The sequence below is a fragment of the Cohnella hashimotonis genome (assembly GCF_030014955.1).
GTDB classification, from domain to species: domain Bacteria; phylum Bacillota; class Bacilli; order Paenibacillales; family Paenibacillaceae; genus Cohnella; species Cohnella hashimotonis.
Window position 1 is genome coordinate 3,415,246 of sequence record NZ_JAGRPV010000001.1, and the last position, 15,645, is coordinate 3,430,890.

The following is a 15,645-nucleotide window of genomic DNA, read 5'->3' on the forward strand; positions in this document are numbered from 1 at the left end:
TTAGCTCCCTGTCTTTTTCGTCCTTGACTTCGAATCCGTCGTCTCCGATTTTGCCGTTTTCGACTTGGGCTCATTCTTATCGGCTTTAGGCGCGCTGCGCTTGCGGGCAGGCTTTTTCGTCGCTTTTTTATCCGCATCTCCTTCGGTGGCTTCGCCGCCTGCCTGGGCCTTGTCCGGTCCCGCCTGCTTCAAGCTTGCCTTTAACGCTTCCATCAGATCGATGACGTTGGTCTTCTTCTCCTCCGGCGCGAACTTGACTTCTTTTCCCTTGACCTTGTCCTCGATCGCGTCCATCAGTTTTTCCTTGTAGACATCCTCGTACTTCTCGGGCTCAAAGGGCGCGCTTAGTTGATCGATCAGCATGCGGGCCATCTGAAGCTCCCGTTCGTCCGCCTTCGTTTCCTCGGGCAAATTCGGGATCTCCTTTTTGCTGCGGATTTCCTCGGCGTAGAACATCGTCGACATCGACAGAACGCCGTCCACGATGCGGATCGCCGCCAGACTGCTGCGGGAGCGGATGCTGACGTTGGCGATGCCGATCTTGCGCGTGTCGAGCAAGGCTTGCACTAGCAGATTGTAAGCGTGCGTGCCGTTGCTTTCCGGCGCCAGATAATAGGTTTTCTGATAATAAATCGGGTCGATCTCCTCCAGATCCACGAAGTCGAGAATGCGGATCTCGCGCGAAGTCTCGGACGCGATCTCCTCGAGCTCGCCCTTGTCGAACGTAACGAAGTGGCCGGGCTCGTATTCGTAGCCTTTGACGATATCGCTCCACTTCACCTCTTCTTCGCATTTCGGACACGTTCTGTGATATTGAATCGGCACGTTCAGCTTCTTGTGCAGCATGCGCATCGGCAGATCGTTGTCCTGCGTGGCCGTGAACATTTTGACAGGCACGTTGACCAGCCCGAAGCTGACAGCGCCTTTCCATATTGTTTGCATTTGTCTTCCCCCTCTGCAGTGTAACCGCGATCGATTGATTACCATTCATTAACCGAAGCCGGCTGACCGTGAATCTTCCAACTCTTGTCCGTGTCGGGCGGCGGCGGGCAAGCATATGGTATGGCGATTGGAGGGGAAACCGCAGTGATCAACCGCAAGGGCATGCATATCGCAAACAAATGGGTCAAGACGGTTGCGGCGCTAAAAGATCCTGCAGTCGCTCCTCACATCCCCGAGACGCGGCGAATGGATCGAGCGACACTCGCAAGAATGCTGGACCGTTACGGCATGATTTACGTGAAGCCCGTCGCTGGAACGTTCGGCCGCGGCGTCATGCGCATCGAACGGACGCCCGGGCGCCGGTTACCTTACAGTTGTCATGCGGGCTTGCGCAAAATGCGCTTTTCGTCCGTCGACAAACTATACGCTCACATCTCGCGGACCAAGCGTAAGCGTCCCTATCTCGCGCAGCGCGGCGTACATCTGCTCAAAACGAACGGCAGGCGATTCGACATCCGCGTCATGGTGCAAAAAAATCCGGCAGGCGCCTGGGAGCCGACCGGCGTCATTGCGCGGGTCGCCCAAAGAGGCAAAGCCGTCACGAATTATCATGACGGCGGCACCCCCGTATCCTTGAGCCGGCTGCTCCGGCCAAAACTCGGCCCAGCCGGTGCCAGGCAAGCCGAACACAGGCTGAAGTCGCTCGGGCTTCGCTCCGCCAGAGCGCTGGCGAGAGCCTATCCCAAGATCAACATGGTCGGGGCGGATATCGGGCTCGACCGCGCGCTCAAGCCATGGATCATCGAACTGAATACGTCGCCGGATCCATATCTATTCAGGCATTTGCGGGATAAATCCACGCATCGCAAAGTCATGCGTTACGCCAGGGCGCTCGGTCGCATACCCGCCGCTCGAACGGCCGGCCGCGCTAGTGCCCGCAAGACCCTTGCGAGACGGATGCGTCGCAAACGATAAAAATAAAAGAGCAGCCCGTAAGTCATAAAATGACTGAAGGGCTGCTCTTTGTTTTCAGCGCTATTGACTTGCCGTACCTGCGCTGCTGTGGACGGCACGCTTAGAGCATAGCGCAATTTTGCGCTATTATGGCGTTCCATGTTAGCTGCGGGCGGACGGGCGATGGGCGTGTGAGCGATTATAGCTTAATTTTGAGCTATTATTGCGTATACCGTCAGCGGCGGTCGGTCGGGCGATGGGCGAGTGAGCAATATTAGCTTAATTTTGCGCTATTATTGCGTATACCGTCAGCGGCGGTCGGTCGGGCGATGGACGTGTGAGCGATTATAGCTTAATTTTACGCTATTATTGCATATACCGTCAGCCGCGAGCGTCCAGGTAATGGGTGTGTGAGCGAATATAGCTTAGTTTTGCGCTATTATTGCTTCCCACGTCAGCGGAGGGCCGTTGAGCGGAAAGCTTGTGCATGAGGATAGTGCACTTTGCGCTATTATTTATCTCTTTAGCTCGGGTAAAAGGCGGACTGACGATGGCCCTGCGAGCGAGAATTGAAGCAGGTCTAGAGATTAGTCAATTTAATTAGTGAATTTAGTTGGCCCTCGCATTCGCTTGGCCGAAGCTCGCGATCGCTTCTCGCATGACGAATCGCTTCAGCAGACTGCGGCGCGCTTCATGCGTCAAGGCCGTCAGTTCCTGCGCGGCGTGAAGCGCGAACAACGCCCGTTTGGCCGCTTCGCAGGCAGACCCATCGTCCTCCAGCAAATAATAGGCCATCCGGTAAGCTTCGGTCTCCAGGCTGCGGAGGATGTCGATGCGGCGCTTCACGACCGGAGCTCCAGATTAAGCAGCACCGTGTCTTTCAGCTCGGACGCGGCCTTACTGCTAGGACCGTCGTAGGCGACCTGGCCCTGATAGACCGTTTTTCCGGAGCTGGCTTCTACGACGGCTACTTTTGTAGAGGCTTTTCCCATGGCACCTTTCACCTGAACTCCCGGCACGACAAAGTAAAGTTTCCCGTCGCTGAATCTGGGCGTATACAGCTCTTTCCCGCCCAAGTCCGAAGCATGAAGCGTGTAGGCAGCAGTCTGCGATTGGGATGAAAGATTGGTCTCCGTAATGTCGAAACTTTTACTGCTCCAACTGTTTGTATTGCTCGCTATCGTTACTGCATAAAGCTTATCGCCGTCAACGTAATAAGTTGTGTGCGCCATATTGTCCGGAATGTTCAAATCAAGCGGCTGCAGACTGCCATCTGCATATTTATAAATAAACGGTTCATATTTGATAATAGGCGGCTTTTCTGAAGCGGTAGGCGTCGAAAGATCGCCTCCGGCTGCTTTTCCCGTCACGGATTCCCTGGAAGCAAAGAGAATGGCATACATCGAATCTTCACCCGATCCACGATTTCCGGTCACCGATACGTCGTAACCCGCTCGAACCGGCAGTTTGATCTCCCGCGTTTCCTTCAGCTTGCCTGTCGACAGATCGAATATATGATCCATAAGCTGCGGATCGATCTTTTCGTTGGTACGCGTGTTGGTAGCGCGTTCTATCAGTAAGTGAACGCGTTCGCCTTCGATCTGGAGATCCGCGAGATAAACTTGCTCCCTCGGCTGCCACGAACCCGCTTCCCAGGTATAGTCCGCCGACTCTTCCGTTTTTTTATTTAACACGGACAGCTTTACTTTTGCCTCATTATGCTTGCGGACAAGTTCGACATAGACAAGCTTATCATCCGTCTGGTCGATCGTACCGTATTCCTTACCTCGCATAAAACTGCGATGCGCCTTGATCAGTGCTGCCGTCGACGCGGTATAAGTTTTGGAAAAAGGCAAAATAAACAATCGGCCTACGCTGTTAGCGTCTGTGTATTCGGTTCCTTCGGCGTCTACCTTCATCGGTCGGTTGCCTAAACGGCCGATGTAACTGCCGTCAAGCTGTATCGCCGAGCCGATCGAATCGTCTCCTTCTATGGTCTCCAGATAAAAACTCGGAAGCCGTTCATCCGACGCATAGCCGTAGTAGACGGACAATGTGGCGATCGTAAATGCAGCCAGCACGCCAATCCAAGCAAATCTAAGAAGTCCCTTTCGTTTTACCCAGATACCTTGCGGGTTATCAGATTTAAACTCAGCCATAGGGCTACCGCGACCTCCAATCCGTAAATCGTCAAACAGACGGCTATCGTTTCCGACGGGTATAAAGGAAGCTCATTGGACATTGTCGCCAACACGAGCAAGGTAACATTGAGCGCCAGATAAAGAACCGCATAAACGATTCCGCTAATTCTGAAGCTGCGTTCCAGCAAAATACCGGTAAAAACGAGCAGCACGGCGAGCAGGCCGAGTCCGTAATTGATCAGAAACTGCTCGAAACGCAGCGGCAGCAGCAGCTTAAAGAGCTCGCTCGCATACATGGCGTCCGTAAAAATGCTTGGCTCCTTCAGCAGCTCGGGCGTCAGCATGGCATATTCGAGCTTCAGGATCGGCATGGATAACAGCTGCCAAGCCAGCATCGATAGCACGAACAAAAGAATGGCCGTCAGTTTGGCGAAGTAAAGCGGGATCCGCCCGCCGGGCACCATTAGCAGTCTATAGGCAAATGGATGACGTCCGAACCAGTCTCTGTACCAGATTAGCAGCACATAAGCGATTAAAGCGACCAGCGGCACAAGAATGCCAAGCGCGAATCCCTGCTGGGTGTTTCTGATGACTTCCACAAACGAGAGCGTATCGGGGATTACGCCGGGCTCCCTCGTTCCTTCCTTAATGCCGAAGCGGTTGGAAAAGAAGTGGATCTCCGTCGCGACCGCCAGACATTCCACAATAAGCGCAAATAACATCATGCCTGCCAAAATATAACGAAACCTGCGAACCTCTAACGCCAACAGCTTTAAATAGTGGGTCACGCCCGGTACACCTCCCGCATCACGTCAAGCACGGATTTGCCTTGTTCGTCTCGCACCTGCTCGCAATCGATGTCGCGGGCGACCTTGCCGTCCTTCAGCAGGATGGCGCGATCCAGCAAATATTCGACCTCGTCGATCTCGTGCGTCGTCACCAGCACGCCGCGGTCTTCGATCAGGCGGCTCGAGAATACCTCGCCGATCATCTCCCGGCTGAACACGTCGATCCCCGAAAAAGGCTCGTCCATCAGCACAAACTCCGTATCCGCTGCAAGTCCGAGCACCAGCCCGTATTTGGCCGCCGTCCCCTTGGACAGATTGCCGACGCGCTCGCGCCGATCGAGTCGAAAGAAGGTCATCAGCTCGTTCGCGCGCGAATCGTTCCAGCTTCTATAAAAATCCGCCATAAAAGCCAGCCCGTCTTCGAGCCTGTAGCCGCCCGGCATCGCTGCGTGATCCGGAATAAACGAGACCTTCTCGTAGAGCTCCCGCTTGGAGCCGACGCCGTCGACGCGGATGCTTCCCTTGGACAAAGGCGTCAGCCCCATGATCGCCTTGAGCAGCGTGGACTTGCCCGCGCCGTTCATCCCGACGAGGCAGGTGATCTGACCTTTGTCGGCCGTGAAAGTCACGCCGTCGAGCACCTTGCGCCAGCGATAGCGCTTGTGGGCATTTTCAATGCGAATCATGCGTCGCCACCTCCGCCGGTCCGTTCGCGGCTGTCTGCGTCCGACTCGTATTCTTCCCTGACCAGCTCCACGATCTCCTGGAGCGGCACCCGCATGTTGCGGATCGAGCCTATAAACGTCCTGACCGCTTCGCCCAGCAGCTCCGACCGGATACTGCGGAGCACGTCCTCATCCTTTGTGATTCGGCTTGGCGAGTTGCCTTCCGTGACGATCAAGCCTTGTTCCTCCATTTCCTTATATGCTCGCTGTGCCGTATTCGGGTTCATCTTGAGCAGAGAAGCGATCTCCCTTCTGGACGGGATCGCCTCTCCTGCCGCCAGTCGGCCCGTAACGATTCGTTCCTTGAACAGCCGGACGACTTGCAGGTATACCGGATCTCGCGTGTTGAACGCCGTCTCCATCCAGCCGCCGTGATTATCCATCGCTTTGCCTCGCCTTGTCGTATAGTGTGTGTACTAAGTGGTTCATACACCATGAGTGTATTATGCCCTTCATACACTTAGGTTGTCAATTGCATGAAAGAGAAATTTAGGAAAAATTAAAGAAATAACGGCCTCATCACGAAAAAAGCCGAAACGCCCTCCACCCCCAAGGGAATGAATGGTTCCAGCTCTTTATCATCTTTGACAACTCCGAACAATAAGCCATAACTCCAAACACTAAGTCACAGCTCCGAACGCTAAGCCGCTTGTCTCATGCCGAACGACATCATGGCTCTCGGCGGCAACGCCCGTAAGCTGACGGCCGCGTGCGAGGCCGCACCCTGAAGCGGCAATTGTCTCGCCTGCATGCGCGCCTCCCCGTTCGCAAGCGCCACCAGCGTCCCGATGTCCCCTCTCGCGTAGGCATCCGCCATCAGATGGGCTTCGATCCGCTCGCCCTCGTCCGCCGGAAGAGCCGGTCCCTCCTCCCGCGTGAGCGCTTCGCGGACGAGCGAGAGCGACCTGCGCGCGCGGACAAGCGCGGCCTTGACGGCCCCTTCGGACGTAGCGAGCCGGGCTGCGGTCTCCTTGATCGAATAGTCAAGGACATCGCGCAGCAGAAATACCGTCCGCTGCAGCTTCGGCAATTGCGCATTCAGCGCGGCGAACACCGGCGCCAGCTCCAGCGCCAGCAGCGGACGGTCATTCGCTGCCTTCTCCGGCTGCATTTCCTGCAGAAGCTTTGCCTTGCGCGATTCGCGGCGCAAGCCGTCGATCCATGTATTCCTCGCGACGCGCATCAGGAGCGCCTCCGGATTGGCATGCCCGCCGCCTTCAAGCAAAGCGGGCAGCGCGCGGCTCCAGCTCTCCTGCGCCAGGTCCTCCGCCGCGGACCTTGAGCGAACGAGCGACAGGCTGTATCTTCCGACGCTGTCGGACAGCCGCTCCACGTCTATGACAGTATCGATCATGCTAATTTCCTCCTCTCATGACTCAAAGCCGGGTCTGGCATGCAGAATCGCCTTTTATTCAAGTAAACGAATTTACCGGCCCAAAAGATACGAGATTTAAAAATTTCTATCAGTCGTATCCTTTGGCCGCTCGCGGACGATTACCGATGCGAATGTCCACACCACAAACGACGGGAGGAACCTGCAATGAACGGCTATATTCCTTATGTGATCGACCAGACGGCGCGCGGAGAGCGCTCGTACGACATTTATTCCAGGCTCTTAAGAGACCGCATCGTATTCCTGGGCGCTGCGATCGACGACACGATGGCCAACTCCATCGTCGCGCAGATGCTGTTCCTCGCTGCGGAGGATCCGGAGAAGCCGATCAGCATGTACATCAACAGTCCGGGCGGATCGACGACGGCGGGCATGGCGATCTACGACACGATGCAGTTCATCCGGCCGCAGGTTCATACCATTTGCACGGGGATGGCCGCATCGTTCGCGGCGATTCTGCTGCTGTCCGGCGAGAAAGGCAAGCGTTTCGCGCTCCCGAACAGCGAGATCATGATTCATCAGCCGCACGGCGGCGTGCAGGGCCAGGCAAGCGATATCGCCATCAGCGCGAAGCGCATTCTGCTGATCCGGGAACGGTTGAACCAAATTACCTCGGATCGCACGGGCCAGCCGCTGGAACGGGTGGAAAAGGACATGGACCGGGACACCTTCATGAGCGCCGAGGAAGCGGTGGCATACGGCATCGTGGACAGCGTCATCAAGACGCAGTCTTAAGCTGCTCTCATTGTTCCGTCTGCGCCGCCAGCTCGCCCAGCTTGTTCATCGTGTTCCAGTTGCGCGCGGTAAGAGTCAGTTTCATCTTCTGGAACAAAATCGCAAATGCGGAATCGAGGATGCTTGGCGTGAGCAGCAAGTAAATGATCCGATCTGCAATGACGCATTGTTCGCCGTCTGCGGACAGATCTCCGATCCGAGCCGCCTGCTCGGCATCCGGCGGCATGTCCAGGAGATTGACGTAAAGCTGGCTGGCAGCCGCGATCTGCGCTTGGGAGAAGGGGCACTCGCGCAGCAAACGCTGGAGCTCGGCATTCGTCAGCAAGAGCACTGTCGCTTTTTTGACGCCGAAATTTTCGCGCAGCAGCGTCTCGAGCATCTCGCGCAGCGCTTTCACGGAACGATCCGAGCGAAAAACGATATTGCCGCTCTGAATGTATGTGCGCACGCCTTCGAGTCCGAGCTGCTCGCAAGCCGACTTGAGCTCGGCCATTTTCACCTTGTTGTTGCCGCCGACATTGATGCCGCGCAGCAGCGCGATATGTACGGTCATTGTTATTTCCTCCCAGGCGGCGACTCCGTGACGAGATCCTGTTATCCGGCGCTCGCAGTCGCCCGGATTATCCGGCACCCGATCTTGTCACGAATTCGTCGGTACCCTCACGGGGTAAGATTAAGTTACGATAAGGGTAACCAAATCCGGAGGTGTTGGCAATGGTCTATGTCATTATTCTGATCGTCTGCATGTTCGTAGGCGGCGGCGTCATCGTGCTCGGAGGCAAGAGCGCGATCGAAGCGGGCGATTGACCGTCCTTACCGTTGTCCGTCTAGTCAGAAACGCCCGCGGCCTATAATGGCTGCGGGCGTTTTTTTACTGCTTAAATCCGAACCTTGATCTCGTATTTCGCACGCTCGGTGACGAGCAGCGCCGCGTCGTCCGCCGTCTCCGTCAGACTTAAGCCCTCTAGCGGAATCTCGAACGCATCGGAAGGCAAAGGCTCCTCTCTGCCTTCCGTGACGACCGTCCCGTTCCCTCTCAGCAGCAGCGAAGCGCCGTTCGTGTAGTCGTCCGGCGAGTCGCTCCGCTCTCCTCTGCGCTCGACGCGCGCAAGCCTCATTACGACCTCGTCGAGGTCGCTGTCCTCCTGTTTCGTGATGACCAGTTCCTTGTCCGTCTGCGATTCGAGCCATTGCGTGATATCGGCGAGCGATGCGGGCATACCGGCCCCTCCCTTCTGTTGCGGCGACGAATTTTTAGCCGCCTATGCTGTCCCTTACCCCATATGCCGGCGCATGCGACCTGGCCCGCGCCCAAATTCATACGGGCTGGTGTCCGCCGCGACATTCGCGGAATAGGCTAACGCATCATACGATTAAAATGGAGGCGGAAGCAATGTACATCCATCCGAGGGGTTCATTGGGTCAAGGCTACGGCTATGGTTACGGTTACGTGCAGCCCTATAACGGGGGCGTTCCCGATTATTATGGATATCCGGGCCTCTCTTATTCGGCTGGTTATCCTGCGCGCCCTTACTATGCGGATTCTTATCAACCCGGCTCGGCTTACCCTGGCCTTGAGCAAATGCCGATGCCGGTTCTTCCCGGGGAGCAGATCGGTCCCGACAGTGCGGCGCATCATGCCGGACTTCAGACGCAAAGTCATCTCGGACCGCTTGAAGCGGGTATGCACGCGCACGGCTATTACGGCGGCGGGCACGGTACCGGCGTCCAAACCGGGGCCTACGTTGGCGGCGATTATGGGCTCGGCCTGCAGGCCGGCGGCGGCATCGGCGGCGGACAGGGCATTCATGCGAAAATCGGCGGACAGCTTGGCGGGCCGCACGGCGCAGGCGTGCAGGCCGGCGCCCAGGTCGGCGGCGGCCAAGTCGCTTCGTTCCAAGGCGGCGCTCAACTCGGAGGTCCGTACGGAGCAGGTATTCAGGCGAAAGGTCAAATGAGTGCCAACGCCGGCATTGAGGCAATGACGGGCGGACAGGTGGGAGGAAAATACGGCGTCGGTCTGGAAGCCGCCGCGCATCTGGGACCGCAAGGCGCCGGAATCCAGCTTGGCGGCCAGGCGGCCGGTCACGGAGCGGGCTTCAAGACAGGCATTAAGTGGGGATGACGTTCTGAAGGCTTCTGTCTCCGATTACGTGCATGCGCGCAGGCGAGCTTCGTTCGGCCTGCGCGCCTAGCCTGCGTTAAACGTCTGACGGGTCTTCAGAGAACGCAGCGGAACGGACAGCGTAAAGCAAGAACCGTCAGGACCGGTGTCCGTCAGCACGACGGTACCATTCATCAGTTCGGCATACTGGCGGCAGATCGATAATCCGAGTCCGATGCCGCCGTAGTTGCATTTTATCGATTTGTCGTGGACCTGAGAGAAGGAGCGGAAAAGCTGATTTTTGCGCTCGGGCGCAATGCCTGTCCCCGTATCGCGCACGTTGAAGGCTAGCCATTCCTTGTCGTCCTGGACGGGCTTATCCTCTTTTTCGATCGATAGCAGCACTTCGCCGCTGTCGGTGAACTTGACGGCGTTGCTGATAAGGTTGATGAGAATCTGCCTGATCTTCAAGCCGTCACCCTCGTAGTTTCCAAGCAGCTCGTCTTCAATCTCAAGACGCAGCCCGATTCCCTTCTTCCCGGCTTCGAACGCATGAATCTGAATCGCCTGTTCCGCGCATTCGACGAGATTAAAGGGTTCGATATCCACGCTCATCTTCCCCGCTTGAATTTTGGAATGCTCCAGGATCTGGTTCAACATCTCCAGCAGTCCTTCGCCGCAATCTTCGATCACCGCGATGTAGTTCTGCTGTTCCTCGGTCAACGTCGTCGAACGCAGAAGATTCGCCATGCCGAGCACGCCGTTCATAGGCGTACGAATCTCGTGGCTGAGCACGGCAAGCAAATTATCCTTCTCTTCGAGCACGCGCATCGCTTGCGCCTGCGCAGCCTGCAGCCGCTCGACGGATTCGTCCAGCGACAGCACGTCCGTGAAAAAGCGGGATAGGGACAGCAGAAGCTCGACATCCCGTTCCTCGAACGCATAATATTGATCGTCAAACGCGCATAGCGACCCGAAAATCTGTCCGCCAGGCGTAAGCAAGGGCACCCCGAGGAAGGAGCAGCCCCCTACGAATTGCGTCGCGGGCATATCCTTCGTCAACGGATGCGTCATATTGTTTTCGATGACAAGCGGTCCCTTGGCCTTTTCCGTCACCAACGCACAGTATGACTCCTCGTTAGCCACGACAAGGCCTTCCGTAAGGATTACCTTGTCCCGGTTGAAGGCGTTGAGCACGACGGTGGAGACGCGATCGAGCGTTGCGATGCAAAACGTATTGGCAGGAATCATCCGGCTGGCCGTATGCATGACATCCATACCCGATTTGTATAATCGATCCGAAATTTTAGACAGGACGTCTACATAATCGGTTTTCATTCGTCCACACCTTTCGATTGAAGAAACAGATTCGTTATGTTTTCAGCCAAAGCACGAGCGACCGCATTTGCCTCTCCGCGCCTTCGGACAGCAGGGCCATCCCCGCCTCCGTGTCGGCGGCAGCTTTGCCGTTCCATTCGTCGAGCTTAAGCTTAACGAGCTTCTGCCTCCGTATGATCGTCTGAAAAGCGGCTTGCAGTCGGTCCGCCCGCCCGCGCGCCTTCAAATCGTCGGCTTCCGGTTCGAGGCTAAACACGCGTTTGCCGTTGTTTTCGATCCAATAAAGCCATTTTTCACCGTCCAGGAGCAAAAAGTTGCCGGGCTTGCGGGCAAAGACGACGCCCTTCGACCCGGAAGGCCAGTCCGCGATCAGGCCGAAGGGATTGGCAGGGTCGGCTGCCGACAACACCGCCAGCTGCCCTTCGCCGCTGCCCGCCGGCCGCTTGACGGCATCGCGGAAGGACGGCGTAGCGAACTGCAAGGCGTCCAGGCCCCGGATAAAAGCGCCCCGCGTGACAAGTCCCCACTCCTCCAGCTGTCGCAGCACGTCCTGCAGGACGTCCCAGGGATACGGCGATACCTTCGCTACCAATTCGCGGTTCACCATGCCGTAAGTGTCGAGCAGATGCTTCGTCCACGCAAGGACCGGCGATTGTGCGCCATTGCCATCAGGGTTGCTTTGACCGAAAGGGCCAACGGCTCTGACGTCGCCATAAGCGTCGTCGCCGGCCGTTTCAAGCAAGCTTGATACCGCATACCAGCGCCCCAGCCCCGATCCTGTGCGGCTATGCGTATGGCGCTTCGCGCCGGCCGGGTCGGCGTGAAGCCGCAGCGGCGCGAATTGATCGTTGGAGACGAGGCCTTCCCAAGCTAGATCGATCAGCATGGGCAGCAGCTCCGACGGCCGGATGTCGGTATCCCTGGAGAGCTTCGTTAGGAAGCTCGCGCCGCTCTCCCGAATCAGCTTCGCCAGCTGCGGATGGCGCGTGTTCGCTTCCTGCCGCCGCGCGGCTTCCGCATACGGTTCGAACAGCGCCTTGTCTTCCGCAAGGAAAAAAGCGACCTTGCCTTCCCGCTCCTCCTCCTCGCGCCGGCCGATCCAGAGCACCTCGCCCGTTGCGCACAGCAGGTCGAGGTCTTCCTTGCGGTAGCCCTGGACGCGTGCCGGCAAAATCAGCGTCTCCCAGTGCGACAGCGGCAAAAAAATGCCCTGCAGCTTGCCGATCGCGGCAAGCAAGCCTTCGCCGCCCTTCATCTGCGAGCCGGGCAGCGCATGCTGAAGCAGCGCAATCTGGCTGCACCACCGTATCGCGTCCGCCGGCTCGGCCTGGGACCGGGCCTGCCGCACCGACCAGCGAACAAGCCTGGAGGCGACCTGCACGCTCGTCCACAGCCGCTCATCCTCTCCGGAGGCATGCGGCGCCCGCTGGATCAATTGCCGATCGAGCAGCAATTGCACGGCGTCGGCCGCGCCGGACTGGTCCAACTGCGGATACCGCTCGACGAGATCGGCCTCTGTGAAGGACATCCGGTGGTCCGCATAACGGCCCAGTATGAACAGCGCCGCTGACGGATCTTCTGGAAATTGGTCATACAACTCCGCTTCGTCGGAAGCGATATACCGCGGCTCTTCGTCGCCCGGCATTCGAATGGAGGCGGCCGATCCGCTCTCTTCCAGCTCGCTCAACCAGATCAGGCTCCGTTCGCCGGCAGCTTTGACGATCTCGCCGGCCGTGAGATCCCCTCTGGCCTTGAGCAGCGAGGCAAGATCCGCCGGTCCGCCCGGTTCGGGAGCCGGCGATGCCAGGCTCGCTTGCATTTGCGCCAGCGCTTCCTCGGACACGCCGGAGCCGGCAGCGCCGGCACCGAACAGATCTCTGGCCAGCTCCTGGTTGATCTGCAGGATCTGACGCCGCGTCGATTCGTCGAGGCCGTCCCCTTCATAGATCCGCATATTCACATAGTCGGCCATGAATTGGGAGGCGAGCGGCGAAGGATACGGCGTCTCGCGCACGACGATCTCGATGCGACCTGCGTCGATGTCCTCGAGCAGACGCCGCAAGTCGCCGAAGCTGAGGTATTCATGCAGCGCCTCGCGCATCGCTTCGCCGAGGAACGGGAACTGCGCGCCGTACGGAAGCGCCTTTCGCAGCAGCTCTTCGCTGCGCAGCCGCTTCTGCCACATCGGCGTGCGCGTGAAGCTGCGGGCCAGCAGAAGCGACGTTTCCGCGATCTTGCGAAAGGCGACCGCGAGCAGCGGCGAGCCCGTCACCGCCTCCGCCAGCAGCGTCTCGATATTTGCCGTCGATACCTGGCTCAGAATACGGAGCCAGGAAGCGTCCCACTCCGGCAGCACGATCTCGATCCCGTTGTCCTTGGCGTTGCCGTACAGCCGATAAGGCATAAGCAGCTCGAACTGCCGCTGAAGCGCAAGGAACCAAGCCCGGTTCACGCTGCGTCCGACAAAGTTGTGTATGACCATATGCGTCTGGTTCATAACGTCCCGGTAGTGCTCGACGACGATGCGCCGATCGGTCGGCACGACGCCGGCGCGATGCTGCGCGCGCACATGGCCGATCAACGACTCCGCGGCTGCGGCGTCTACGCCGAATTCGTCGCGCAGCCAGGCCGAAGTCTCACCGTCGCATGCGCGCTCCCGGGACGCCTCTGCGCCGTCGTTATCGCCAGCCTCCGCGCCAAGACCTAGCCTTCCGGCTATCTCGCGCCAGAACGCGCCGATCTTTTCGCCGAGCTCATACGTACGTCCGCCGGCTTCGTTGCGCCAAAACGGCACTTCGCTGAACCGGTTCGCCGCTTCGGCCACGTATACGCGGTCGTTTTTGATCTCGCGGATCATCCACGAGCCCGCCCCGAGCTGGAAGACGTCGCCGACGCGGCTCTCCTGGATAAACTCCTCGTCAAGCTCGCCCAGATGCGCTCTGCTGTCCATATGGTGAACCGGGTATCCGCCGCTCTGCGGAATCGTGCCCGCACCGCGTACGGCTGCGGCTCTTCCGACCGCCTTGGACGTCAAGACGTCGGTTCGCGCGTCCCATTCGAGCAGCGGTCTGAAAAAAGGATAAAAGCCGGACAGCACCTTCAGCACGTCCTTGAACCGCTTCTCGTCGTAGCCCCGATAGCTGTCGCTCCGCCGGACTAAACGCAGCAGGTCCTCCACGCGCCAGTCATCCATCGATACGATCGCCACCGTCTGCTGCGACAGCACGTCCATCGGGCCGTACGGAATCTCGATGTCTTCGATCTCGCGCCTGGAGACAAGCCGGCTCAGCACGGCGGCCTCGGGCAGCAGCGCTTTGGCGCGGACGATCATGAGTCCGCGGCTCTCCTCGCCGACTGCGTGCCCCGCGCGACCGATCCGCTGGATGCCGCGGTCTGCCGCCAGCGGCGTATCGATCTGGATGACGAGGTCGATATGGCCGATGTCGATGCCGAGCTCGAGGGAGGACGTCGCGACAATGCAGCGCAATTCCCCGCTCTTCAGCAGACGTTCGGCTTCGAGCCGCCGCTCCCGCGACAGGCTGCCATGGTGGGATCGCGCCATCTCGTAGCCGACATGGTCGTTCAGCCGGAGCGTCAGCCGTTCCGAGAGACGTCTGCTGTTCACGAACAGCAGCACCGATCGGCTGTCCGCCATCGCCTCCATAATCCGGTCGAGCAGCGGCTTCCAGACGGCCTCGCGCCCCGCGGAAGGCGATGAAGGCTCGGGCACGGTCACCTTCACGCGCAGCCGCTTCGTCATGCCGCTCTCGACGACCGTCACCGGCCTAGGGCGCATCGTCTCCGAAGCCCCATCTTCCAAAGCCTCCGCGCGCTCTTCCCAGCCGCCCAGAAACTGCGCGACCCGAGATAACGGCTTCTGCGTCGCGGATACGCCGATCCGCTGGACGGGACGACCGCACAGCGCCGCCAACCGTTCCAGCGACAGCGACAAATGCGAGCCCCGCTTGTCCGCGGCAAGATCGTGAATCTCGTCTACGATGACCTGCTCGACGGCGGACAGCATATCCCGGCCTTTGACCGAAGTCAGCAGCAAATAAAACGACTCCGGCGTCGTTACCAGCAGGTCCGGCGGTCGGCGCAGCATGGCGGCCCGCTTGGCTGGCGTCGTATCCCCTGTCCGCACCTCGCTCCTGATGCCGGTCCATCGCTCGCCCTTCTCCTTGGCCCATTCGTCAAGCTGCCGGGCAAAGTCCGTCACATGATGGTGAATATCGTTGTTCAGCGCCTTCAGCGGCGTAATGTACAACGTGCGGACGGCAGGCCGGCGCTCTTCCTCCGCATCGTTTCTCACGATACGGTCGAGGCATGGCAGAAGCGCGGCAAGGGTCTTGCCGGAACCTGTCGGCGCGGCAATCAACGTATGCTCCCCTTTGGCGATCGAAGCCCACGCTTTTTTCTGAACGTCGGTCGGCTCCCCGAATGTCGATGCGAACCAAGCGGACAGAACGGGGTGGAACGGCTGCATGCTGTCCTTCGTCAAAAAGATCGCTTCTTCCTATAGCGT

Annotated in this window: 14 protein-coding genes; 3 read left to right on the forward strand and 11 right to left on the reverse strand. The window is 58.6% G+C overall.

Annotated features, from left to right (window positions below; genetic code table 11):
- The gene (ku, locus tag KB449_RS13700) at positions 1 to 942 is read right to left on the reverse strand and encodes a non-homologous end joining protein Ku (protein WP_282908919.1); all 942 of its coding nucleotides are present in this window, start codon (positions 940 to 942) and stop codon (positions 1 to 3) included.
- Between the two features lie 144 nt (positions 943 to 1,086).
- Here ku and KB449_RS13705 point away from each other — a divergent pair, with 144 nt between their 5' ends.
- Positions 1,087 to 1,917 carry a YheC/YheD family protein gene (locus tag KB449_RS13705; RefSeq protein WP_282908920.1) on the forward strand — a complete coding sequence of 277 codons (831 nt, stop codon included), beginning with the start codon at positions 1,087 to 1,089 and terminating at the stop codon, positions 1,915 to 1,917.
- Positions 1,918 to 2,505: 588 nt separating this feature from the next.
- On the opposite strand, the gene KB449_RS13710 is transcribed toward KB449_RS13705, so the two are convergent.
- From KB449_RS13710 to KB449_RS13735, 6 genes are all read right to left on the reverse strand, one after another.
- Entirely contained in the window at positions 2,506 to 2,742 is a 237-nt protein-coding gene (locus KB449_RS13710) for a hypothetical protein (protein WP_282908921.1), read from the reverse strand.
- Positions 2,739 to 4,055, reverse strand: a complete 1,317-nt coding sequence (locus tag KB449_RS13715; protein ID WP_282908922.1) for a hypothetical protein — start codon at positions 4,053 to 4,055, stop codon at positions 2,739 to 2,741. The genes KB449_RS13710 and KB449_RS13715 overlap by 4 nt, the downstream gene beginning before the upstream one ends.
- Entirely contained in the window at positions 4,013 to 4,825 is an 813-nt protein-coding gene (locus KB449_RS13720; RefSeq protein ID WP_282908923.1) for a hypothetical protein, read from the reverse strand. Before KB449_RS13720 ends, KB449_RS13715 begins: the two co-directional genes overlap by 43 nt.
- Positions 4,822 to 5,511 (reverse strand): ATP-binding cassette domain-containing protein, encoded by a 690-nt coding sequence (locus tag KB449_RS13725; protein ID WP_282908924.1) that lies wholly within the window; start codon positions 5,509 to 5,511, stop codon positions 4,822 to 4,824. Before KB449_RS13725 ends, KB449_RS13720 begins: the two co-directional genes overlap by 4 nt.
- Positions 5,508 to 5,912 carry a GntR family transcriptional regulator gene (locus tag KB449_RS13730; protein ID WP_282912808.1) on the reverse strand — a complete coding sequence of 135 codons (405 nt, stop codon included), beginning with the start codon at positions 5,910 to 5,912 and terminating at the stop codon, positions 5,508 to 5,510. Before KB449_RS13730 ends, KB449_RS13725 begins: the two co-directional genes overlap by 4 nt.
- 278 nt (positions 5,913 to 6,190) lie before the next feature.
- Positions 6,191 to 6,904, reverse strand: coding sequence for an RNA polymerase sigma factor (locus tag KB449_RS13735; RefSeq protein WP_282908925.1), 714 nt, complete (start codon positions 6,902 to 6,904; stop codon positions 6,191 to 6,193).
- A 117-nt stretch (positions 6,905 to 7,021) separates the two neighbouring features.
- Between KB449_RS13735 and clpP the strand changes: the two genes are divergently transcribed.
- Positions 7,022 to 7,678 (forward strand): ATP-dependent Clp endopeptidase proteolytic subunit ClpP, encoded by a 657-nt coding sequence (gene clpP, locus KB449_RS13740; RefSeq protein WP_282912809.1) that lies wholly within the window; start codon positions 7,022 to 7,024, stop codon positions 7,676 to 7,678.
- Positions 7,679 to 7,685: 7 nt separating this feature from the next.
- Here the strand turns inward: clpP and KB449_RS13745 are convergent, their stop codons facing one another.
- Both KB449_RS13745 and ymzB read right to left on the reverse strand, forming a co-directional pair.
- Positions 7,686 to 8,231, reverse strand: coding sequence for a DUF1697 domain-containing protein (locus KB449_RS13745; protein ID WP_282908926.1), 546 nt, complete (start codon positions 8,229 to 8,231; stop codon positions 7,686 to 7,688).
- Between the two features lie 325 nt (positions 8,232 to 8,556).
- Positions 8,557 to 8,898 (reverse strand): protein YmzB, encoded by a 342-nt coding sequence (gene ymzB / locus KB449_RS13750; protein WP_282908927.1) that lies wholly within the window; start codon positions 8,896 to 8,898, stop codon positions 8,557 to 8,559.
- 173 nt (positions 8,899 to 9,071) lie between these two features.
- Between ymzB and KB449_RS13755 the strand changes: the two genes are divergently transcribed.
- Positions 9,072 to 9,803, forward strand: coding sequence for a hypothetical protein (locus KB449_RS13755; protein WP_282908928.1), 732 nt, complete (start codon positions 9,072 to 9,074; stop codon positions 9,801 to 9,803).
- A gap of 66 nt (positions 9,804 to 9,869) precedes the next feature.
- On the opposite strand, the gene KB449_RS13760 is transcribed toward KB449_RS13755, so the two are convergent.
- Both KB449_RS13760 and KB449_RS13765 read right to left on the reverse strand, forming a co-directional pair.
- Positions 9,870 to 11,120: a GAF domain-containing sensor histidine kinase gene (locus KB449_RS13760; RefSeq protein WP_282908929.1), complete on the reverse strand. Its 1,251-nt coding sequence runs from the start codon at positions 11,118 to 11,120 to the stop codon at positions 9,870 to 9,872.
- Between the two features lie 34 nt (positions 11,121 to 11,154).
- A complete protein-coding gene (locus KB449_RS13765; protein WP_282908930.1) occupies positions 11,155 to 15,621 on the reverse strand; it encodes a DEAD/DEAH box helicase in 4,467 nt (1,488 codons plus the stop codon).
- Positions 15,622 to 15,645 lie beyond the last annotated feature (24 nt).

What these genes read in the sequence shown, in the direction of transcription:
- KB449_RS13755 (WP_282908928.1), top strand. Translation starts at nt 9,072, where the DNA reads ATGTACATCCATCCGAGGGGTTCATTGGGTCAAGGCTACGGCTATGGT.
- ku (WP_282908919.1), bottom strand. Translation starts at nt 942, where the DNA reads ATGCAAACAATATGGAAAGGCGCTGTCAGCTTCGGGCTGGTCAACGTG.
- ymzB (WP_282908927.1), bottom strand. Translation starts at nt 8,898, where the DNA reads ATGCCCGCATCGCTCGCCGATATCACGCAATGGCTCGAATCGCAGACG.
- KB449_RS13730 (WP_282912808.1), bottom strand. Translation starts at nt 5,912, where the DNA reads ATGGAGACGGCGTTCAACACGCGAGATCCGGTATACCTGCAAGTCGTC.
- KB449_RS13725 (WP_282908924.1), bottom strand. Translation starts at nt 5,511, where the DNA reads ATGATTCGCATTGAAAATGCCCACAAGCGCTATCGCTGGCGCAAGGTG.
- KB449_RS13715 (WP_282908922.1), bottom strand. Translation starts at nt 4,055, where the DNA reads ATGGCTGAGTTTAAATCTGATAACCCGCAAGGTATCTGGGTAAAACGA.
- KB449_RS13760 (WP_282908929.1), bottom strand. Translation starts at nt 11,120, where the DNA reads ATGAAAACCGATTATGTAGACGTCCTGTCTAAAATTTCGGATCGATTA.
- KB449_RS13745 (WP_282908926.1), bottom strand. Translation starts at nt 8,231, where the DNA reads ATGACCGTACATATCGCGCTGCTGCGCGGCATCAATGTCGGCGGCAAC.
- KB449_RS13735 (WP_282908925.1), bottom strand. Translation starts at nt 6,904, where the DNA reads ATGATCGATACTGTCATAGACGTGGAGCGGCTGTCCGACAGCGTCGGA.